Below are 21859 nucleotides of genomic sequence, written 5' to 3' on the forward strand. Positions count from 1 at the left end.
GAAATCACGATGAAAAAACTGATCCTTGCGACCTCAATCTCAATGTTTAGCCTGACTGGCTGGGCGGCGGATTTGCCTGAAAACCTCAATTGGCAAACCAACTGGGATGCGCCTAAAATCGGCTCTCCCGACGCCAAGCGCGGCGGCGTTCTGCGCTCACACTTAAGCTCCTTTCCCCAGACGCTGCGCACGGTAGGCCCAGACTCCAACGCAGGCCTGCGCAGCTATTTTCTCGATGAAATGCCCTCATTGGTAAAGCGCCACCCTGACACGCTGGAATGGATCCCGGATTTGGCCAACGAGTGGGCCTATGGCGACGACCATAAAACCATCTACTTTAAACTGAACCCAGAGGCGACCTGGTCGGATGGCGAGCCCGTCACCGCTGATGATTTTGTCTTTATGATGCAGTTCTACCGCTCGAAAGACATTGTTGCCCCTTGGTACAACGACTACTACACCAACACCATTGGTGGGGTAGAGAAAATTGACCAACACACCATTGCGATCTCGACCGCGATAGAGAAAAGTGACGAAGATCTGATGTATACCTTGGGTAGTTTGGTCCCACGTCCCGCGCATTTTTACGCCAATCCGCGTAAAGATGAAAACCAAGACGGCATTGCCGACGACTTTGTGCGCCGTTATAACTTCAAAGCGACCCCCACCCTGGGTCCGTACGAATTAGCGCGGGTGCAAAAAGGCCGCAGCGTCACCTTTGAGCATGTCGATGACTGGTGGGGCTACACCAACCCCTATTATCAGCACCGCTATAACGTCGACAAAATTCGCCTGCGTGTGATCCGGGATAACGATATCGCCATGAAGCACTTTGAGAAAGGCAACTTGGATGTGTTCGACTTGCTCTTACCGGATGTGTGGCACGACAAAACCCAATCTGAACCTTATAGAAAAGGCTATATCACCAAATTCTGGGGCCACAACGAGGTGCCGGTTGGCGCGGGTGGTTTATGGATGAATACCGCCATGCCGCTACTCGATGATATCAATGTGCGCAAAGGCATCATCTATGCCACGGACTTTGATGGCATGATTGAAAACATTACCCGTGGTGACTACTCACGCAAGCCACATGCAATGGGACATGGTCATGGTGAGTACGACAATGATGGTGCGACGCCACCACCATTTGATCCTGAAAAAGCGATCAGCTATTTCGAAAAAGCCGGCTTTGACCAAGTGGGCCCTGATGGCATTCGTGTTAACGACAAAGGCGAGCGTTTAAGCTTTGCGATTACTTATGGGTATCAGCACCACACCCCACGTATTGCTTACTTAAAAGAACAAGCGAAGAAAGCGGGGTTGGATTTTACCATTCACCTGGTTGATGGCTCATCGGCGTTTAAATACATACTGGAGAAAAAGCATCAGCTAGCGTTTCTTAATATGGGCACCTCAGAAATCCCGGCCTATTGGGAGTACTTCCACTCGGATAACGCCAATAAAAAGCAAACCAATAACCACACCAATTACAGCTCCCCGGTGCTGGATAAGCTGATCATGGCGTACAAGACCGAGTTCGACATGGCGAAGAAATACCAGCTGTCGCACCAGATCCGCGCTAAGATCTCAGAAGCCAGTGTGATTGTGCCCGGGTACATGGTGCCCTATGTGCGTCAAGGTTTTTGGCGTTATGTGCAAATCCCAGATAACGCGATGACCAAGCGCACCGAGAAGATGGTGACCAGCGGCCGCGTGATGGGCTTTGGCACCTTCTGGATTGATGAAGAGATGAAAGACGCCACCGAAGAGGCCATGGACGAGGACAAAGCCTTTGAGCCGGTGACCATCATTGATGACAGATACAAGCTGTAGAGGCGGTTATGACCCAGGATGTCATTCTTTCGGTTAAGGATTTGACCGTTAATTTTACCACTGACGATGGCCCCCGTGAGGTACTTCACGGGGTGAGCTTTGAAGTCAAAGCCGGGCGCACGCTCGGCTTAGTGGGCGAGTCGGGCAGCGGCAAAAGTGTTACAGCGATGTCGATCATGGGCTTACTGCCTAAGCCTTACGGGCAGGTGACGGGTGGTGAAATCTTGTACCGCGGGACCGACTTGGTCACTCTGCCAGCCAAAGAGCGCTATGCGATGCGCGGCAATCGGATCTCGATTATCTTTCAAGACCCGATGACGGCGCTGAACCCTGTGCACACCATTGGCCGGCAAATCAATGAAGTCTTGACGCTACACCGCCCAGAGCTCGACAAAAAAGCCCGTGCGGCGTGTGCGCTCGACATGCTGGCTAAGGTGAAAATCCCGATGCCAGAAAAGCGACTGAACGAGTATCCGCATAACCTATCCGGCGGGATGCGTCAGCGGGTAATGATCGCGATGGCACTGGCCTGCAAGCCTGACATCTTGATTTGTGATGAGCCAACCACTGCCCTAGATGTGACGGTGCAGGCCTCGATTTTGGACTTGATCAACGAGCTGCAAGAAGAAACCGGCATGGCGGTGATTTTTATCACCCACGATCTGGGGGTGGTCGCCGAGGTGTGTGACGATGTGGCGGTGATGTACGACGGCCAAATTCGCGAACGCGCTGATATCTTTACCTTGTTTGATCATCCAGCCCATCCGTATACCAAGCGGTTGTTGGGATTAATGCCGGGGCGTCACCATCAGTCCAAACAGATGATTGATATTCGGCCGTTGGAAGAGTTTGATGCCGCGCCATCATCCACGTAGTTGCAGGAGAACGCGATGAGCAAGGAAGTCCTCAGAGTAGAAAATCTGAAGCAGTATTTTGTCTCGGGCAAGGGCCTGCTTCGTCAAGGCTACACCATTAAAGCCGTCGATGGCGTATCGCTCTCGGTATCCCAAGGCGAAACGCTCGGGCTAGTGGGCGAGTCGGGGTGTGGCAAAAGCACCCTTGGCCGTACCATGCTTAAGCTGTTTGAGCCGACCGAAGGGAAAATTTTCTTTGAAGGTAAAGACATCACGCATTTATCGCCACGTCAGATGCGGCCACTGCGTAAAGACATGCAGATTGTCTTTCAAGACCCGCTCGAGTCGCTCAACCAGCGCCATACCATCGGCGGGATCTTAGAAGAGCCCTTTATTATTCACAATATTGGCACCGCGAAAGAGCGTCGCCAGTGGGTACTTGAGCTATTAGATAAAGTCGGCTTGCCCCACGATGCGGTTAACCGTTATCCGCATGAATTCTCGGGCGGTCAGCGCCAGCGGATTGGTATTGCACGGGCAATTGCCCTTAAACCGAAGCTGCTTATTTGTGACGAATCCGTCTCCGCCTTGGATGTGTCGGTGCAGGCACAGATTCTTAACTTGCTGTTGAAACTCCAGCAAGAGATGAACTTGGCGATGATTTTTATCTCCCACGACTTATCGGTGGTTCGTCATATCTCCGATAAAGTGGCGGTGATGTACTTTGGTCATGTGGTGGAAGAGGGTCCGACCGAAACCGTCTACCATCAGCCGCAGCACGAGTACACGCAAACGCTACTCTCCGCGATCCCGATCACCCATCCCAAATACCGCAAACACAAACGCCGTGCTGAGCAGCCGGCCGCTGACGCGGACATTCAGCACGAGTCGGTGGGCGAAAAAAAGCCTGAAACCACCCGCTAGTACCGTTTCCCACCCTGTTTCAGGGTGGGCATCGGCTCATGCTTACGCTTTTTACCGAGGACGCTAGCCCGACAACCGCCAATGTGGTGTGCCTCACACTTCTTCCTCTTTGCTTTATCCTTGTGACAGATTAATCAATAACTGTGAGTGCGATCTCTGTTCATGCATCAGTGTTACCGGTAACTTTACGACGTAGAACGTTGGTAACATAACTATTACATCCAGTGTTTCGACCAATCGCATTCCAGGACTTTGGAATAAGTGGAAATAAAACAAGGACATCCTACTATGAAAGCAATAACGAAAACCCTGCTCGCTGCCTCTATCTCTGGCTTGTTCTCTGTGTCAGCGATGGCGGCGGATTTTAATCTGAAAATCCAATCCTCTGATCCCTCAGGTGATCTCAACTTTAAGGTTCAGCAGCGCTGGGCGGATCGTGTTGAGACCATGTCTGATGGCCAAATCAATATCGATTTATTGCCTGTCGGCTCTGTGGTGAAACACACCGAGACCCTTGGGGCGATAAAAATGGGGATCCTGGACGGCCATGTCACCGCCACGGGCTACTTTTCGGGCAAAGATCCGGCCTTTGGCTTGATTGGTAATATGGTCGGTGCCTGGTCCGATACCACCCAGCTGCTGCAATACATGAATTACGGTGGCGGGAATGAGCTGATGACTGAGCTTTACGCTCCGTACGGCGTGCAGTTTGTAGGCGCATCGACCACAGGCGTTGAGTCGTTTATTTCCAAAAAACCGATTGATGGCGTGGCTGATCTGAAAGGGCTCAAATTGCGTGCCCCGGAAGGCTTGGTGCAGCAAGTGTTTGCCGCTGCTGGCGCCACACCGGTTAACTTGCCGGGCTCGGAAGTCTTTACCGGTCTGAGTAAAGGGGTGATTGATGCGGCCGATTACACCGTGTTTTCCACCAACCAAAAAGCGGGCATGAATGATATTGCACCGCACCCAGTGCAACCAGGCTTCCACTCGCTGCCACTGATTGATATCTCTATTGCGCAGAAAAAATGGGACAAGATGCCGGAAGACTTGCAGACCATTTTGAAAACCTCTGTTCGTGACTTTTCTTACGACATGACCACCCAACTGAAAATGGCAGATATGGCAGCTGTGAAAGAGGCCAAAGCCAACCCAGAGATCACTATCCACGATTGGTCTGACGAAGAGCGCAAGAAGTTTCGTGAAATTGCCAAAACCCAATGGAAAGTGTTTGCCGAGCGCTCACCGAATGCACAAAAAGTGTATGACTCAGTGACCGAGTTCTTAGAAACCAATGGCTTGTTGTAAGCATTCATCCTTGTCTTGTCAGTGATAGGAGGGCATCGCCCTCCTGATTGTGGACCTATTTTATGACTGAACAAACACCTCATACCCCGCCCGAGCCCGACGAGCACCCAAGAAACGTACTCGATAGAGCGATCATTAAGGYGAGCCACCTATTAAGTTGGTTGTTTATCGCCACCGTCTTTATCTCTTTTTATGAAGTGGTGATGCGCTACCTGTTTGATTCGCCCACCACCTGGGTGCATGAAACGGCCTCATTTATCGGCGGCTCTTTGTTCATTATCGGTGGGATTTATGCCTTCGCGGCCAATCGCCATGTGCGTGTCGTCCTGGTTTACGACGCGGTGTCGTCACAAACGCGCAAATACCTCAACCTGGTTCATCACCTCGTGGGGCTCGCGTTTGCCAGTATGCTGGCTTATTCATCCTACTCGCTTGCCAAGGAAGCTTGGTTTGCACCTTGGGGCGAATTACGGCTTGAGACCTCGGGGTCTGTGCTTAATGCGCCCTATCCGGCGCTGCTTAAAGGGCTGATTTTTATCGCGCTGTGTATTCTCGTGATCCAGTTTGTATTGCATCTCATCCAAGAGCTGATGGGACTGAGGAACAAAGACGATGTTTGATTTATCTTCGATTGGACTGGCATGGGGAAGCCTGCTCATGCTGGTGATGCTGATTGGACTGCTGCTCACTGGAATGCAATTGGCGTTTGTGTCTGGGTTTGTGGCGATCTTTTTTACCCTCTTTTGGTTTGGCCCCGAGGCGATGCCATTAATTGCCAGCCGTACCTACAGTTTTGCCTCTGGTTACGTCTTTTTAGCCGTGCCGATGTTCGTATTAATGGCTGCACTGCTTGACCGTTCAGGCATTGCCAAAGATCTTTTCGATGCCATGAAGTCCCTAGGGCGCAAGGTGAGAGGCGGGGTCGCGGTACAAACCATTTTAGTCGCGGTGTTGCTGGCTTCTATGTCTGGCGTGATTGGCGGTGAAACCGTGCTATTGGGGATCTTGGCGTTACCGCAAATGCTCCGCCTTGGTTATGATCGCAAACTGGCGATCGGGACCACCTGTGCCGGGGGCGCGCTCGGGACCATGCTGCCGCCCAGTATCGTACTGATTATTTACGGCATGACCGCCAGTGTATCGATTGGAGATTTGTTCAAGGCATCCTTTCTCCCCGCCTTTATTCTTGCCGCCTGTTACATCGCTTATGTGTTGATTCGCTGTAAGTTAAACCCATCTCTGGCACCGATCCCAAGCGACAGCGGCGAAGAAGAGGAGCCGCAAGTGAGCTACTTTAAAGCGCTATTTTTCCCGCTTTTCTCGGTAGCGGTGGTGCTTGGCAGTATTTACACCGGGGTGGCCTCGGTCACTGAAGCCTCGGCGCTTGGCGTGGTGGGGATCATGCTGTCTGCGATTGTCCGTGGTGAGATGAATCTTTCGATGCTCAAAGAGAGCGCGATTGCCACCATGCGCACTTGCGGGATGATCATGTGGATTGGCATTGGTGCCAGCGCCCTGGTGGGAATCTACAACCTGATGGGCGGGATTGATTTTGTTGAACAAGTGATCCTGAGCCTAAGTGGCGGCAGTGCGATAGGTACCTTGCTTATCATGATGGTGATCTTACTCGTCTTAGGGATGTTTCTAGACTGGGTCGGGGTGGCGCTGTTAACCATGCCGATCTTTGTGCCCATCATCACCGGGCTTGGTTTTGACCCCATTTGGTTCGGGGTGGTGTTCTGCCTCAACATGCAGGTGTCGTTCCTTTCGCCACCATTTGGACCCGCTGCCTTTTACCTTAAATCGGTCGCCCCGAAAGACATTAGTCTTGGTGAGATTTTTACCTCACTCCTGCCTTTTATCGCTCTGCAAGTGTTCGTGCTGTCATTAGTGATTATCTTCCCTGAGTTGGCAATGTGGTGGCAATGATCATGGTATTAAAACAGCAATATCGAGTTCTCAAGGTGTTATCGCTGGCGTGTAGCCCGGCTAAGGGTTGTGGTGTGCAATGAAAGTAAAAAAACTATTAATCATGGGGGTTTCAGGGTGCGGCAAAAGCCTGATTGGCAGTGAAATTGCCTGTGCACTCGACCTGCCTTTTTATGACGGTGACGATTATCATCCCGCTGACAATGTAGAAAAAATGCGGCAAGGGATCCCACTGACTGATGCTGACCGTAGTGGCTGGTTGCGCACCTTGAACCGTCTGTACACCGACAATGAAGCGGCGGTGATTGCCTGCTCAGCATTAAAACCGGAGTACCGCGACGTTCTGCGACAAAACAACCCAGAGTTAGTGATTGTCTACCTGCAAGGGGATTACGCCACGATTTGGTCACGGCTACAAAAACGGGCTAACCACTATTTTCATGGTGAAGCCATGCTGCGTAGCCAATTTGACGCCTTGGTCGAGCCCAGTGCTGAAGAGGCTTTGTTTGTCGATATCTCTTACCCCGTCGACACCGTGGTCGCGCACGCGTTGCAACAAATAAAGGAGATGGAGTCATGATGCCATCACAGATAAGTCTGGTTGGATTAGGTGTGATGGGGAAAAGCCTGGCTTTAAACCTTGTCGATCATGGCTTTAACGTCGCAGGCTTTGATATTAACCCGCATCACCGGCAAGCGGCGCGCGAGGCCGCGCTGCCCCTCAATCAGGTCTCGGGAAAAGGCCAGCTAACGGTGGTCGATTCGCTATCTCAGCTGCTGGCCAGTTTGCAAACGCCGCGTGTTATCGCCTTGTCGGTGCCCGCCGGCGAAGTTGTTGATCAGGTGATCGATGAGTTGTTGGCGGAGGGCCTGGCACCTGACGATATTGTTATCGATACCGGCAACAGCCTGTGGACAGATAGTGAGCGGCGCGCCCGCGACTACCAAGGGCAGTTGCGCTTTTTTAACACCGCCATCTCCGGTGGGGAAGTGGGCGCGCGTACCGGCCCCTCGCTGATGGCCAGTGGCGATGCGTCAGCGTGGGCGCAGGTTAAACCCCTGTGGTTGGCGATTGCGGCAAAAGTGGATCACGCCGGTCAGCCTGTGGGCCAGTTTGAGCAGGGGGAGCCGTGTGCCGCTTATTTAGGTGGGGCGGGTGTGGGTCATTATGTCAAGATGGTACATAACGGCATTGAATATGCGGACATGCAGTTAATGGCGGAAGCGTATCATTTTATGTCGCAAGCACTAGGACTGTCGGCGGTAGAAATTGGCCAATGTTTTGCTCGTTGGAACCAAGGGCCGCTCAATAGCTACTTGATGGCAATCAGCGCCGACATCTTACAAACCCCAGACCCTATCACAGGTAAGCCGTTCGTCGAGGTGGTACTGGATAAAGCCGGCCAAAAGGGGACGGGCATGTGGACGGCAGTGAATGCGCTGCAAACTGGTGTCGCGGCCCCGACCATTGCCCAGGCGGTGTTTGCACGCGCCCAAAGTGGCTTAAAAGCGGTGCGAGTGGCGGCAGCGAAAACCCGTACCAACTCAGCGTCTGTTGCGTATGATGATATTGATACGCAGCTTGAAAACCTACACGAGGCCCTGTATTGCGCCAAATTATCGGTGTATGCCCAAGGGTTTGATCTGATCAACACCACCGCCCAGCAACAAGGTTGGACACTGGATTTTGCGCAAATTGCCAAGATTTGGCGGGCAGGGTGCATTATCCGCGCACAATGTTTAAGCGAGATTGCCAGCGCGTATCAACAGACGCCAGATGTCGCTAACTTGCTTCTCGTCGCGCCCTTTGCCGAGGCGGTGAGCCGCCAAGCTTCCGGCTGGCGTGCGACCGTTGCCAGTGCCGTGCAAGCGGCGGTGCCTATTCCCGCGATGGCGGCGTCATTGAATTACTTTGATGCTCTTTATAGCGAGGTGTTACCCGCTAACTTGCTTCAGGCTCAGCGCGACTATTTTGGCGCCCATGGTTATGCACGTGTCGATGATGATGGGTCACGCCGGTACCATTTGACCTGGAGTGAGCAGCCAAAGCGACAACAAATACGATAAGCCAACGCGCGCTGTGATGGGCGCGCCTTTTTGTTACACGTAACAACAAAAAGGGCAAAAGAGTGGGTATGATGGAGCCAAAACAAGACTGCATCAATGAAAGACCCAGATGGCGAATAAGAAAAAGCGACCGACATTACAAGACATTGCCGATCGAGTCGGCGTCACCAAAATGACAGTAAGCCGCTGTTTACGCGACCCGGCGATGGTCTCGGACGCCGCCCGTGAAAAAATCCAATGGGCGGTAGAGGAGCTGGGTTACATTCCCAATCGTGCCCCCGATATTCTCTCCAATGCAAAATCCCATGCAATTGGCGTACTGGTGCCGTCCCTGACCAACCAAGTCTTTGCCGAAGTGATCCGCGGGATTGAATCCGTCACCTCACCAGAGGGCTATCAAACCATGATTGCCCACTACAGCTACAGCGCCGCGCTTGAGGAGCAGAGCATTGAGTCTTTGCTCTCGTATAACGTCGATGCGATCATTTTGTCTGAAAATGTCCATACCGATAGAGCGCGTAAAATGCTGCAAACCGCCTCGATTCCGGTGATTGAAATCATGGACAGCGTGTCGCCACGCCTCGAGCAAGCGGTTGGGTTTGACAACACCAAAGCCTCGCGCGATATGACCAACGCCCTGATTGAAAAAGGGCGCCGATGCATTGCGTATTTTGCCGCCCGTATGGATGAGCGCACGCGGTTAAAGCTTGAGGGCTATCATCAAGCGATTGCTCAAACCCAGCAAACGCCGATCAGCCTGCAAACTGAAGACGCCTCGTCATTTACCTTAGGGGCCAAGTTACTCGGCCAGATCCTTGAATTACATCCCGAGGTGGATGGCATTGTTTGCACCAACGATGACCTGGCGATTGGTGCTTTATATGAATGCCAACGACGCGGGATCAAGGTGCCGGAACACATGGCGATTGCCGGTTTTCATGGCCACGACATCAGCCAAGCCATGCTCCCCAAACTGGCGACAGTGATCACCCCCCGAGAAGAAATCGGCCGCGTCGCTGCCACCGAGCTTATTGCCCGACTCCGCGGCGCCGACACCTGGCCGAGCCACATCGATCTTGGCTACCGCATCGAACACGGGGAGAGTATTTGAGGCAGGGATCATGACACAGCGATGAGGCGTTGTCTGCGAACGCGTTAACCGATGGATATTACGTGGGAGCTAGTCACTCCGATGCCAAACTTTATGTGGCAGCAAGCGGCGAAGTTGGCAGTAGGCTAGAGGATCACTGGTTGGATGAATAATGTGGGAGGGTAGAGCAAGCTATGACTGAGAATACGTGGGCATTGATTGGGCTTTGGCTATTTTTTACTGCGGTATTCGCGTGGTGCGGGCTCAGCCTAAAAATCCAAAAAATGAGTCAAAACAGTGAAAAGCGGGATAACACAAGCGGTTAATACAGATTTGCTGGTAGTGTTCAAAAATCTGTGTCACTCCTATAGTTAACCCTCAACAGGGAGTGATACATCAATGTCCGACAAATACGAAATTGATATTCAAGCTTTTGCTAAGGCACTGCAATCTGGACAAGATCTCAACGGGAAAGATGGACTGCTAACTACGTTGATTAAACAAATCACCGAAGCTGATTTGGCCGCTGAGATGGATGAACACCTGACCAAAGAGGGTCAGCCTAACCGCAAAAACGGTGTCTCTCAGAAAACCATCAAAACCGCTTCAGGCTCGTTTGAACTAGACACGCCCCGTGATCGCAACGGCGCTTTCGAGCCGCAGACCGTTAAGAAGTACCAGACTCGGCTAACCGATGAGATGGAGCGTAATATCATCTCATTATTTGCACTTGGGAATAGCTACAAAAGCATTCGTGAGTACCTTCTTGAGATGTATGGGACTGAGGTGTCCAATGGCACGATAAACGCCATTACAGACCGTTTGGTGCCTGAGCTACGCGCCTGGCAAGAGCGCGAATTGGAAGCGGTTTACCCCTTCGTCTGGTTAGATGCTATCCATTAAAAAATCAAAGAAAATGGCCGCTTCGTCTCTAAAGCCCTGTACACAATCTTAGGGCTGAATATCGAGGGCAAAAAGGAATTACTTGGCCTTTAGTGAAGGTGCCCGTTACTGGTTAAATGTACTGACAGACCTACAAAACCGTGGCGTCAAAGACATCCTTATTGCCTCGGTCGATGGATTAAAGGGCTTCCCTGAAGCCATTGAAACTGTCTATCCCAAGACGGAGGTTCAGCTCTGCATCATCCATCAGATCCGCAACAGCGTGAAGTACGTGGCCAGCAAGAATCAGAAAGCCTTTATGTCCGATCTGAAGTGCGTTTACCGAGCGACGACCCAAAACGCCGCAGAGCAAGCGTTAGATGAACTGGAAAGCAAATGGGGTGCTCAATATCCACTGGTCATAAAGTCGTGGCGCAGCAAATGGGAAAATCTATCGGTGTACTTCAAGTACCCAGAACAGGTACGCAAAGCGATTTACACGACCAATGCCGTTGAGGCTGTTCATCGCCAATTCCGCAAACTGACGAAGACCAAGGGTGGCTTTGCCAACGAGAACGCATTGCTCAAGTTGCTGTATGCAGGTATGTTGAAGGCGTCAGAGAAGTGGACGCATCCGGTACAGAATTGGAACCTGACATTGTCCCAACTGAGCATCCACTTCGAAGGACGGCTCGACGACTACGTAGATCTTTAAACGTTGGGTGACACAGAACTATGAACACCCTCTAAAGAGTTAGCAAAATTGATGCTGCGTTACAACATTGGTAGCCGTGATGAGCAGGTGTTAAGCCTGAAGAAAATAGACGAAGAGTTTTTTGAAGTTTGAGGACAATGGGATGACAAAGTCAGAAGCACAAACTCGTGTAGAGTTGATTGACAAACAATTAGAACTTTCGAGTTGGAATATATCAGATCCTACACAAGTAGTGCATGAATTTGACATCCTTGTTGATTTACCTGAAGGGCTCAAAGAGCCTCAAACTCCTTATCGGGGTCATCAGTTTAGTGATTACGTGCTTTTAGGTAGGGATGGAAAACCACTTGCTGTCGTTGAAGCTAAGAAATCAAGAATAGATGCCGAAATAGGTCGAGAGCAAGCGAAACAGTACTGCTACAACATTCAAAAGCAGCTAGGTGTTGAACTTCCGTTTTGTTTTTATACCAATGGGCATGAAATTTATTTCTGGGACCTTGAAAATTACCCTCCTCGTAAAGTTATTGGCTTCCCCTCTAGGGATGATTTGGAGCGTTTTCAATATATTCGCCGAAACAAAAAGTCACTAACTCAAGAGTTTATTAACAAAGATATTGCAGGTCGAGATTATCAAATCAGAGCAATTCGTTCAGTACTTGAAGGTATAGAAAATAAAAAGCGTGAGTTCTTATTAGTTATGGCAACAGGCACAGGGAAAACTCGTACTTGTATTGCTTATGTCGATGCGATGATGAGGGCTGGGTATGCAGAGCGAGTACTGTTTCTTGTCGATAGAATAGCATTAAGAGAACAAGCTTTATCAGCTTTTAAAGAATATTTGCCGAATGAGCCTCGTTGGCCTAACGTTGGTGAAAAAATAATAGCAAAAGATAGGCGTATTTATGTCTCAACATATCCGACAATGCTTAATATTATTCAGGACGAACAACAACAGCTGTCTCCCCACTTTTTTGACATTATTGTTGTGGATGAAAGCCACCGCTCTATCTACAACGCCTTCGGCGAAATTCTAAAGTATTTTAATGCTACTCTATTAGGGTTAACGGCTACGCCTATTAACACTATAGACCGAAGTACTTTTGAGCTTTTTGATTGTGAAGATGGCTTACCAACTTTTGCCTATACCTACGAAGAAGCGGTAAACAACACTCCTCCATATTTGAGTAATTTTCAGGTAATGAAAATAAAAACAAAATTCCAGATGGAAGGAATAAGCAAGCGTACCATTTCACTTGAAGATCAAAAAAAGTTGATACTTAAAGGTAAAGAAATAGAAGAGCTTAATTTTGAAGGGACTCAGTTAGAAAAGCAGGTAATCAACCAAGGAACTAACACTCTAATTGTAAAAGAGTTTATGGATGAGTGCATTAAAGACTCAGATGGTGTTTTACCTGGGAAGACAATTTTCTTTTGTTCTTCGAAAGCTCATGCTCGCCGCATTGAAAGTACGTTCGATAAGCTTTTCCCACAATACAGTGGGGAACTAGCTAAGGTATTGGTTTCTGATGATCCTAGAGTGTACGGTAAAGGTGGGCTGTTAGACCAATTTACTAACAACGACATGCCTCGTTTAGCTATTAGTGTTGATATGCTCGATACAGGTATTGACGTACGTGAGTTGGTGAATCTGGTATTTGCGAAACCAATTTATTCTTATACCAAGTTTTGGCAGATGATAGGACGAGGAACTCGCTTACTTGAACCAAAAAAAATCAAACCTTGGTGTACAGAGAAAGACGCATTTTTAATAATTGACTGCTGGGATAACTTTGAATACTTCAAGCTTCAACCTAAAGGTAGGGAGCTCAAGTCTCAACTTCCTTTACCTGTAAAGTTAGTTGGTTTGCGTATAGATAAAATTGAAAAAGCAATTGATATAGGAGAGCAAGAAGTTGCTCTACGAGAGACAAAAAAATTACAGCAACAAATCGAACAGTTACCGAGTAGCTCAATTATCATAAAAGAGGCTTCTGCGCTTTTAGATAAACTAACTGAACGTGGTTTTTGGGAGTTATTAGATCATCCAAAACTTGAATTTTTACGAACAGATATAAAGCCACTTTTTAGAGCTGTATCGAATACAGATTTTAAAGAAATGCGATTTGAACGTGACCTCTTAGAGTACTCTCTTGCCGCTTTAAGTGAAGAGAAGGAAAGAGCACTGGCACTAAAAGCTGGAATTGTAGAACAAATAAGAGGTCTCCCTCTTACTGTCCCTTTTGTAAAACTTGAGGAAACATTGGTGCGTAACGCTCAAAGTAATCACTATTGGACCAATATTAGTGATAATGATTTAGACTACCTTTGTGGCAAGTTAGGACCATTGATGAAGTTCCGTGAACAAGAACGTGATGGTAAATCTCAAGTCCACCTCAACTTTGTAGATAGCTTGCACAAAAAAGAGATGATTGAGTTCGGTCCTCAGCATGAAGCGGTAAGTATTTCACGCTATAAAGAGATGGTGGAAGAACTGATTCTTGATCTTACGAAAAACACCCCTATTTTACAAAAAATTCAAGCTGGTGGAAATGTTGGTGGTGATGAAGTCGTTGTACTTGCTGACATTCTTCATGCAGAACATCCACACATTACGGAAGACCTTCTTCGACAAGTATATAAAAATAAGAAAGCCCAATTTATTCAGTTCATACGACACATTCTAGGTGTCGAGGTTCTCGACAGTTTTCCAGAAACGGTTGGTAGGGCGTTTGAGCAGTTTATTCAAACGCATACAACGTTGACTAGTCGACAGTTAGAGTTTTTGTCACTGCTAAAAAGTGTGATAATAGAGCGAGAAAAAGTCGAGAAAAAGGATCTCATTAGCACACCATTTACAGTGATACACCCTCAAGGGATTCGTGGCGTCTTTAGCCCTAATGAAATCAATGACATCTTACAGCTAACAGAGCAGTTAGCGGCCTAATTAATAGAGAACAATCATGCTACAGCATAACGCAGAACTCAAAAGTAAAATCAATCAACTCTGGGACAAGTTCTGGTCCGGTGGTATCTCAAACCCACTGACAGCTATCGAACAGATTACCTACTTACTTTTTATGAAGCGTTTAGATGAGTTAGATCTAAAGAAGCAGATGGATGCTGAATGGACTGGTGAACCTTATGTGTCAAAATTTGAAGGTAAGTGGGTGCCACCAGAGTTACGCACTACTATTCCTGACAGTGCTTCTGAGTTAGAAAAGATTGAGTATCGTGCTAACGATGAGAAAAAGTATGGCATAGATAGGAGAGAGTTGCGCTGGAGTCAATTTAATAAAAAGCCAGCCGAGCAAATGCTGCAGCACGTTCAAACCAAGGTTTTTCCATTTCTAAAAGACTTGAACGGGACAGAGTCGAATTTTACTCACCACATGAAAAATGCTGTGTTTATCATTCCCAAGCCATCCCTATTAGTCGAAGCGGTAAAAATCATTGATGAAATATTTGCCATCATGGAGAAAGATGCTGAACAAGGACAAAACTTTCAAGATATCCAAGGCGATGTATACGAGTTTCTACTATCTGAGATTGCTACTGCGGGTAAAAATGGTCAATTTCGCACTCCTCGTCATATCATCAAACTTTTGGCAGAGTTAGTTCAACCAAAGCTTGGCGATAAGATTTGCGATCCAGCATGCGGCACTGGTGGCTTCTTGCTTGGCGGTTACCAATACATTGTTACTCAACTTGCTCTCAAAACTGGTATAAAGAATTTGCTCCCTGATGAAGACGGTTTTATTCGGACATCAGTTGCTTCTACTCTAACGCCTGACGCTCAAGCGATACTAGATACCAGTTTATTTGGCTTTGACATCGATGGCACTATGGTACGCTTAGGTTTAATGAACCTGATGATGCATGGAATTAGCGAACCACAAATTGACTATAAAGATACGTTAAGTAAAAGCTTCGAGGAAGAAGGCCAATACGACATCATCATGGCTAACCCACCTTTTACAGGTAGTATTGATAAGGGGGATATCAATGACCGCTTTCAATCTGGGACCACTAAGTCTGAATTATTATTTTTAGAAAATATCTACCACTTGCTTAAAGTTGGCGGCACTGCTGGCGTAATTATACCCCAAGGGGTACTGTTTAGTACTGGAAAAGCTTTCCAGTTCGTCCGTAAATTGTTGCTTGAACGTTGTGATTTTAAAGCTGTTATTACTATGCCTAGTGGTGTATTTAAACCCTATGCTGGTGTCAGTACTGCAATATTGATTTTCACCAAAGTATGGGGACCAAAGGACAAAGTGAGCAAGCCTGCTACTGAGAATGTTTGGTTCTATGATATGGAGGATGACGGTTACAGTTTAGATGATAAACGTAATAAAAAAGACGATTGTGGTGACTTGCAAGATATTGTTGCTCAGTACCATACTCGCAATGAAAAAAGGTTAGATGAAAAAGGTGAACCCCTTGAATGGGATAGAAACCAAAGGCTTTTTGCGATCCCTCGAACTGAAATTGAAATTAATGGTTATAACCTTAGTTTCAATCACTATAAAAAAGAGAAACTTGATAAGGTTCATCATGAAGCACCAGACGTTATTCTAGAACGACTACTGTCGGCTGAAGTTGGTAATGTTTCTGATAGCGACTTAGTTAATATAGAAAGTGGTATTGTAAAAGAGCTGTTGGTATTACGAGGTATGATCAGTGATTGAGATCGAACTTGGTTCTGTGGCCGAAGTCTCAGCGGGTCAAAGTGCTCCTAAAAAAGGTGAATTTTCAGAAAGCGGTACTCCGTTTATTCGAGCTGGCTCTCTTAAAGGACTTATAGAAGGTCAGTCAGAGAGCGAACTTGAGCTTATAAGCGAAGAAACTGCAAAAATCAAAAAGTTAAAATTATATCCGAAAGGCTCTATTCTTTTTGCAAAAAGCGGGATGTCGGCAACAAAAGGGCGTATTTATTCACTTAAAAACCCAGCTTATGTTGTTAGTCACCTGGCGATTCTGCTGCCAAAAGATAATATTGACCAATCATACTTGAGATTAGCATTAAAGTATTTTTCTCCATCTAAATTAATTAGGGACCCTACTTATCCTTCGATTAGTCTAAAAGATATAAAAAAACATAGAATACCAGTACCTTCTAATGTAAATAATCAAAGACGTATTGCTTATTTGTTATGTAAGGTAGAGTCCCTTATTCTTCAACGAAAAAATCAGTTGCAAGAATTAGATGAACTGCTTCAAAGTGTGTTTTTTGAGATGTTTGGCGATCCAGTTCAGAATAATAAGCAGTGGAATAAAAAAGCTTTAGGTAGGCTTCTTTCTCAAATCGATAGTGGTTGGAGTCCTAAATGTGATTCAGTACCAGCCAATAACGACCAATGGGGCGTTTTGAAACTTGGAGCAGTTACATCTGGTGTGTTTAAGCAAGATGAAAATAAGGCAATGCTGTCTGATGTTGCACCAAAGGTTCAGCATGAAGTAAAGGCTGGTGACTTACTTTTCACTCGAAAAAATACTTATGAGTTAGTTGCTGCAACCGCTTTTGYACATGAAACACGTTCTAAACTTCTTTTACCGGACTTAATTTTTCGTCTTGTTATTGAAGATAAAAATGAAATTAATCCAATCTATTTATGGAAATTGCTGTCATATCCTTCTCAGCGTAAAAAAATACAAAGTTTGGCTGGTGGGGCCGCTGGCTCTATGCCTAATATTTCTAAAGCCAATTTAAATTCGGCTTTGATTCCGGTTCCTGATATAGATTTACAACTTAAATTTTCTGAAGTTGTTAATAAGATTGAAGAGATAATAAATTCTTATAAGGTGAGCCTTAAGGACCTCGAACTGTTAAGCAAGTCATTAAGTCATAAAGCATTTAAGGGGGAGCTGAATTTAAGAAATGTACCTTTAACAGAAGTGCTTGATGATAAAGAAGAACTAGTGGAGATTGTTGAAGATAAACCTCAATTTATAAGTGAAATAGATCAGGGTTTGGGGAATTTATCTGCGAAACCACTGGAAAAATTTGATCATTTCGCTAAGAAATTGGAGCAAATCAACCATATTACTAAGCCATTTGAACTGGTTGATAGCCTCACAAGGCCGATCGAACAAATTACAAAACGTTTAGAAAATATTTCTCCACCTAAAATGATGTTGGATTTTAGTAAGGATAAAATACGTCAAAAGTGGTTAATTAAACTTTTAAAGGGTTTTTTAACAGACCATGATACAACGTCCTTGTCTCTGCAAGATTTTTGGGAGTCAGCACAAAACTGGATCAGTAACTTTACATCAGAAGATGGTGAAWACTATTATTTTTCAATAGAAGACTATGAACTATCTAAAGATTTTATTTTTAGTGAGCTTCGAAATGGAGTGCTCCTCCAAGAATATGAAGAAGTGTCGAATAGTATAAAATTCAAGGTGAATAAGAAATGAAATTAATTCGCCTTAAGATAACAGCCCCAAGAGGATTTCGCAGTTTACAAGCGGGGTTTGAGCATGTTTTTCGTTCGGAATGGACCCTTCAAGATGAATCCTCTGACTTACCTCAGTTTAGTGAAAAAGGCTTCGCACCTTTTGTTTGTGCAGGACCCAATGGTAGTGGTAAGTCTAACCTTCTAGAAGCTTTAGCTGCAATATTCTATCACTTGGAATGCATGTATTTAGATAACCTTCCGCCGACATTTGGGTATGATGAAGAGACTAATGATACTGGTTTTAGGAGTGATATTGCTAGTCCCGATGGCTTTGAAATTGAGTACTTGATGCCGATTGGAAGTAGTGATGTTCGAATAAATGCACATGTATTAATCACGAAGAAATCAGGTGAATCGCCAAAAGTGCAATGGTTAAACCGTGAACAACTGTATAAAGACCATAATCCACTATCGCCAGATGAAATTAAGCGGTTACTTCCGGACTTTGTATTAGGTTATTCCTCTGGTGAAAACGAAGTACTGAGTTTGCCTTTTTTTAAAATGAGGTTTATTCAATTTGATGAGTATTGGGGTGCATTAAGAGATCAGCTTCCTTATTCTGGCCGTCCAGAAACACGCATGGCTTATATGGACAATTCGTATAGCCAAGCGATTCTGCTTTGTAATTTGTTATATGATGAAGTTGGAGTGAGAGAGCTTTTTGAGGTTGATATGGGGCTAGGTGCATTGCATGAGTTTCGTATTGTCATCAAACGCAGTATTGATATTAGCTTGGAGCAAGCTAACTTGTTTGGACTGAAACATCCTGCTCTGGATGTCAATGAGGAAAACAATAGGTACACACTAAACCTTGTTGATTTGTTAGAAGCAGATGAAGACTCTTCAGATAGATTTGATCCTATGATCACTAGATTAAAACGATGTGCGACTTGTTTCTTTGTAGATCAGGAAACAGATACGTTATATCTGGATTATTGTGTCAATAGTGCGACCAGGGAGGCTTTTGCTGAAAATTTCAGTTTTGAAGTTAACAAATCACCTATCGAATTGTTTCAAGCTTTTCAGGTCTTGTTGTCATTGAACTTGTATACGGTTAGCAATCAACTTAAGTCTGATTTATATAAATCAGATAGTTTATACGTTAATGAAACAGTACCCACGTTAGCTTCTGATCAACGAATCATGCGTTTTAAGAACTTTTGGTTTAACAAAGAAGGTATACAAGAGCCAGTTTTGCTTAAATCTTTGTCTGATGGGGAACATCAGCTACTGCATAGCCTTGGGCTGTGTCTGCTATTCAAGGACACTAATAGTTTATTTCTATTGGATGAACCTGAGACACATTTCAATCCTGCATGGCGATCAAACTTTATTAGCCGGCTAAGATCGTGCTTTCCTGAAAAGGATATAGAGCAAGCGAGCCATGAGATGTTAATCACGACGCACACACCGTTTTTAATTTCTGATAGCGAACGTCATAAAGTCATGGTTTTTAAGAAAGATCCTGGAATTAATCAGGTCACTATCGAGTATCCAGAATATAAAACCTTAGGTGCATCGATAAACAAAATAACCATAGAAACGTTCGGAAAGCACGAGACTATTGGCGGCTATGCTCATAAGCTTTTAGATGATTTTAAAGAAGAGTTCGAAAAAGAAGGCGTAGATATTGAGAGCTTGTTAAAGCGTATCGATAATCGACTCGGCGATTCTGTTGAGAAACTCCTTCTGATGAAAACGATAATGGACAGTTTAAAGGACTAGGACTGATGCTTTTTCCGTATCAATTTTTAGACCATGACATGAACAAAATGCAAGAATATATTCAGTTCATTTTGGAAGATGTATGGTGTATTGCCGTTGATGGTATGGACTATGATGTCGATGCTTTATTTGCAGCTAAGCCTGATTTAAGGGATATGATAAAAGAGCTTGATACACAAGAAGTAGCTGGTGCTAATAATTTTCTCACTCCTCTTCATTCACTCTTTGAAAAGTTTAAGCTGTTGAGTGTAGTCCAAAAGCAACAGTTTAAAGATTGGTTTGCTCTTAATAATGATATTAGAAAGCTTTGTGAATATGGGGACCAGTGTACCCCTGCTACTTATGAAATAATTAAGGCTCAATACCCAGATGCCCAGTATCCAGGTTTAGTCAATGAGCTTGAGAAATTTTATAAAAATATGTATTCAGGCGACTTTCTCAAGCTAGCATCAGTTAGAGGTCGGATAGGACTCATTTCGGATCATAATTTGAAATTCACTCAGTTGAACGATCGAGATGTATGCCCATTTTGTGGGCTGTCAGGCATTTTGAATCAGTTTACTAAACCACGGGAAGCTTATGACCATTACTTTCCTAAAGGAAAATATCCATTTAATACTATTAATTTCCTTAACTTGGTACCAGCTTGCCCGCATTGCAACAGCAGTTATAAATTAGCAAAAGACCCCAATATAGAGAAACCTGATACCGCTAAGGCTAAAGCTAAAAACCCTTTACGAGTACCTCGTAAGGTTTTTTATCCCTACGCAAACCATACGAATCTGATTAGTTTATCTTTGTCTATCCAAACGCAAGATTGGAAAAAATTAGAAGCTACTGATGTAACTTTAAGCATGGGCCCAGACTCGATTCAACAAGAGCTTGATACATGGGATGATTTGTACGGAATTTCTGAACGTTACAAAGCAGAGTGTTGCTCAAATAACTCAGGCAAGGCATGGCTATCTGAAGTATTTGAACGTTCTAATAAGCTTAAGGTACCGACTAAACAGTATGTAGAAAGTATTGAACTGGATACGGACCTCGATCCTTTTGTAGATAAACGCTTTCTTAAAAAGGCATTCATATCAGGCTGTTGTGATGCAGGGCTGTTTGATTAGCGATACAGTTCTACTATTTAATAATAGATGACAGATTAATTGCTAAGTCCTTGAAGGCTTCTCTTCTCTCTTCCAAATAATCATACTGGTCATAAATACCTTCGACACCCTTTAACTTGTGATTCAAGCACTTCTCGGCCACATGGCCGGGAGTGCCTTGTTTTGCTAATAGCGTACGACAAGTGCGGCGTAGGTCATGTACGGTAAAGTGTGGCATGCCACCCATTAAATTCGACGGCTGTTTCTTTTTACCTGCTTCATGTCCAAATAGCTTAGTAATAGCTCTATTGAGCGTATCAGGCCCCATATGAGGGCTTTTACTGGCTCTTCGGCTAGGTAACACATACTCAGAACCAAAACCGCTTACCTTAAGTTCCTCAAGCCACTTCAACACTTCTGGTGCTAATGGAATAGTAAAGCCTACATTGGTTTTACTACGTTCCTTCGGTAGGTGCCACAACCCTTTCTCTAGATCAAATTCGTTCCATCTCGCTTCACACAATTCAGATTTACGTATTCCTAAACAAACTAATAGAGCACAGGCTAAATAGTTATCACGGCTAAAGCTGGTACTGTTTTCTCTCGCGATACGGAAAAATGCTGTTAGTTCTTCTTCGCTTAATGCTCGGTCTTTGCTTTGCTCTATGCCACCAGCGTCTCGTACAGTGAAAGCAGAGGCTGGATTACCCTGAAGAAGGTCAAGTTTAATCCCATGGTTAAAAATCTGCTTACAGTGGCCTAGAACGTCATTGGCGATGGTTGGGCGGCCAGAGTCATTAATCGCAGTGATTGTGGTGCGAATATCACGGGCTGTAATTTTATCAAGTGGGATGTCACCGATGTGGGGCGCGATGTCTTTGGTATAGACGCGCTTGGGAATATTAGGGTGTTTAAGGGGCGTTGTTGATCAAATCATTCACATAACGTACTGATATTGATGGGATTTCTCC

The 21859-nt window shown here is 45.7% G+C and carries 14 protein-coding genes and 3 pseudogenes; 16 read left to right on the plus strand and 1 reads right to left on the minus strand.

All coding sequences use genetic code 11. The features are described 5' to 3' along the window. Positions 1 to 9: 9 nt before the first annotated feature. The 16 genes and pseudogenes from BZG20_RS04005 to BZG20_RS04075 all read left to right on the plus strand — a co-directional run bounded on the left by BZG20_RS04005 (position 10) and on the right by BZG20_RS04075 (position 20909). Positions 10 to 1836 carry an extracellular solute-binding protein gene (locus BZG20_RS04005; RefSeq protein ID WP_077578193.1) on the plus strand — a complete coding sequence of 609 codons (1827 nt, stop codon included), beginning with the start codon at positions 10 to 12 and terminating at the stop codon, positions 1834 to 1836. 8 nt (positions 1837 to 1844) lie between these two features. After that, positions 1845 to 2711 (plus strand): ABC transporter ATP-binding protein, encoded by an 867-nt coding sequence (locus BZG20_RS04010; RefSeq protein WP_077578194.1) that lies wholly within the window; start codon positions 1845 to 1847, stop codon positions 2709 to 2711. A gap of 15 nt (positions 2712 to 2726) precedes the next feature. Next, positions 2727 to 3614, plus strand: a complete 888-nt coding sequence (locus tag BZG20_RS04015; RefSeq protein WP_077578195.1) for an ATP-binding cassette domain-containing protein — start codon at positions 2727 to 2729, stop codon at positions 3612 to 3614. A 288-nt stretch (positions 3615 to 3902) separates the two neighbouring features. Next, positions 3903 to 4919 carry a TRAP transporter substrate-binding protein gene (locus tag BZG20_RS04020; protein WP_046074670.1) on the plus strand — a complete coding sequence of 339 codons (1017 nt, stop codon included), beginning with the start codon at positions 3903 to 3905 and terminating at the stop codon, positions 4917 to 4919. 62 nt (positions 4920 to 4981) lie between these two features. Continuing rightward, entirely contained in the window at positions 4982 to 5539 is a 558-nt protein-coding gene (locus BZG20_RS04025) for a TRAP transporter small permease subunit (protein WP_077578196.1), read from the plus strand. Then, on the plus strand, positions 5532 to 6848 hold the full coding sequence (locus BZG20_RS04030) for a TRAP transporter large permease subunit (RefSeq protein ID WP_077578197.1): 1317 nt from the start codon (positions 5532 to 5534) through the stop codon (positions 6846 to 6848). The genes BZG20_RS04025 and BZG20_RS04030 overlap by 8 nt, the downstream gene beginning before the upstream one ends. Positions 6849 to 6927: 79 nt before the next feature. Then, a complete protein-coding gene (locus BZG20_RS04035; RefSeq protein ID WP_077578198.1) occupies positions 6928 to 7428 on the plus strand; it encodes a gluconokinase in 501 nt (166 codons plus the stop codon). Further along, positions 7425 to 8915, plus strand: a complete 1491-nt coding sequence (gene gndA, locus BZG20_RS04040; RefSeq protein ID WP_077578199.1) for an NADP-dependent phosphogluconate dehydrogenase — start codon at positions 7425 to 7427, stop codon at positions 8913 to 8915. Before BZG20_RS04035 ends, gndA begins: the two co-directional genes overlap by 4 nt. Positions 8916 to 9024: 109 nt before the next feature. After that, positions 9025 to 10026, plus strand: a complete 1002-nt coding sequence (gene gntR / locus BZG20_RS04045; protein ID WP_077578200.1) for a gluconate operon transcriptional repressor GntR — start codon at positions 9025 to 9027, stop codon at positions 10024 to 10026. 378 nt (positions 10027 to 10404) lie between these two features. Then, a pseudogene (locus BZG20_RS04050) lies at positions 10405 to 11602 on the plus strand (IS256 family transposase). Positions 11603 to 11635: 33 nt separating this feature from the next. Continuing rightward, positions 11636 to 11734, plus strand: a pseudogene (locus BZG20_RS16140) (restriction endonuclease); the annotation flags it as partial. Positions 11735 to 11744: 10 nt separating this feature from the next. Beyond that, entirely contained in the window at positions 11745 to 14546 is a 2802-nt protein-coding gene (locus BZG20_RS04055) for a DEAD/DEAH box helicase family protein (protein WP_077578201.1), read from the plus strand. A 16-nt stretch (positions 14547 to 14562) separates the two neighbouring features. Further along, on the plus strand, positions 14563 to 16290 hold the full coding sequence (locus BZG20_RS04060; protein ID WP_077578202.1) for a type I restriction-modification system subunit M: 1728 nt from the start codon (positions 14563 to 14565) through the stop codon (positions 16288 to 16290). Beyond that, positions 16283 to 18022 carry a restriction endonuclease subunit S gene (locus BZG20_RS04065; protein ID WP_077578203.1) on the plus strand — a complete coding sequence of 580 codons (1740 nt, stop codon included), beginning with the start codon at positions 16283 to 16285 and terminating at the stop codon, positions 18020 to 18022. Before BZG20_RS04060 ends, BZG20_RS04065 begins: the two co-directional genes overlap by 8 nt. Next, positions 18019 to 19788, plus strand: coding sequence for a restriction system-associated AAA family ATPase (locus BZG20_RS04070; protein WP_077578204.1), 1770 nt, complete (start codon positions 18019 to 18021; stop codon positions 19786 to 19788). Before BZG20_RS04065 ends, BZG20_RS04070 begins: the two co-directional genes overlap by 4 nt. Positions 19789 to 19793: 5 nt before the next feature. Beyond that, the gene (locus BZG20_RS04075; RefSeq protein WP_077578205.1) at positions 19794 to 20909 is read left to right on the plus strand and encodes a hypothetical protein; all 1116 of its coding nucleotides are present in this window, start codon (positions 19794 to 19796) and stop codon (positions 20907 to 20909) included. A gap of 13 nt (positions 20910 to 20922) precedes the next feature. Here the strand turns inward: BZG20_RS04075 and BZG20_RS04080 are convergent. Next, positions 20923 to 21804: pseudogene (locus tag BZG20_RS04080) on the minus strand (site-specific integrase); the annotation flags it as partial. Between the last annotated feature and the right edge of the window lie 55 nt (positions 21805 to 21859).

Source organism: Salinivibrio sp. IB868 (assembly GCF_001995655.1).
Lineage (GTDB): Bacteria > Pseudomonadota > Gammaproteobacteria > Enterobacterales > Vibrionaceae > Salinivibrio > Salinivibrio siamensis.

Excerpts from the sequence above, each read along its gene's own strand:
- BZG20_RS04005 (WP_077578193.1), top strand. The coding sequence starts at position 10 with ATGAAAAAACTGATCCTTGCGACCTCAATCTCAATGTTTAGCCTGACT.
- BZG20_RS04010 (WP_077578194.1), top strand. The coding sequence starts at position 1,845 with ATGACCCAGGATGTCATTCTTTCGGTTAAGGATTTGACCGTTAATTTT.
- BZG20_RS04015 (WP_077578195.1), top strand. The coding sequence starts at position 2,727 with ATGAGCAAGGAAGTCCTCAGAGTAGAAAATCTGAAGCAGTATTTTGTC.
- BZG20_RS04020 (WP_046074670.1), top strand. The coding sequence starts at position 3,903 with ATGAAAGCAATAACGAAAACCCTGCTCGCTGCCTCTATCTCTGGCTTG.
- BZG20_RS04030 (WP_077578197.1), top strand. The coding sequence starts at position 5,532 with ATGTTTGATTTATCTTCGATTGGACTGGCATGGGGAAGCCTGCTCATG.
- BZG20_RS04035 (WP_077578198.1), top strand. The coding sequence starts at position 6,928 with ATGAAAGTAAAAAAACTATTAATCATGGGGGTTTCAGGGTGCGGCAAA.
- gndA (WP_077578199.1), top strand. The coding sequence starts at position 7,425 with ATGATGCCATCACAGATAAGTCTGGTTGGATTAGGTGTGATGGGGAAA.
- gntR (WP_077578200.1), top strand. The coding sequence starts at position 9,025 with ATGGCGAATAAGAAAAAGCGACCGACATTACAAGACATTGCCGATCGA.
- BZG20_RS04055 (WP_077578201.1), top strand. The coding sequence starts at position 11,745 with ATGACAAAGTCAGAAGCACAAACTCGTGTAGAGTTGATTGACAAACAA.
- BZG20_RS04060 (WP_077578202.1), top strand. The coding sequence starts at position 14,563 with ATGCTACAGCATAACGCAGAACTCAAAAGTAAAATCAATCAACTCTGG.
- BZG20_RS04070 (WP_077578204.1), top strand. The coding sequence starts at position 18,019 with ATGAAATTAATTCGCCTTAAGATAACAGCCCCAAGAGGATTTCGCAGT.
- BZG20_RS04075 (WP_077578205.1), top strand. The coding sequence starts at position 19,794 with ATGCTTTTTCCGTATCAATTTTTAGACCATGACATGAACAAAATGCAA.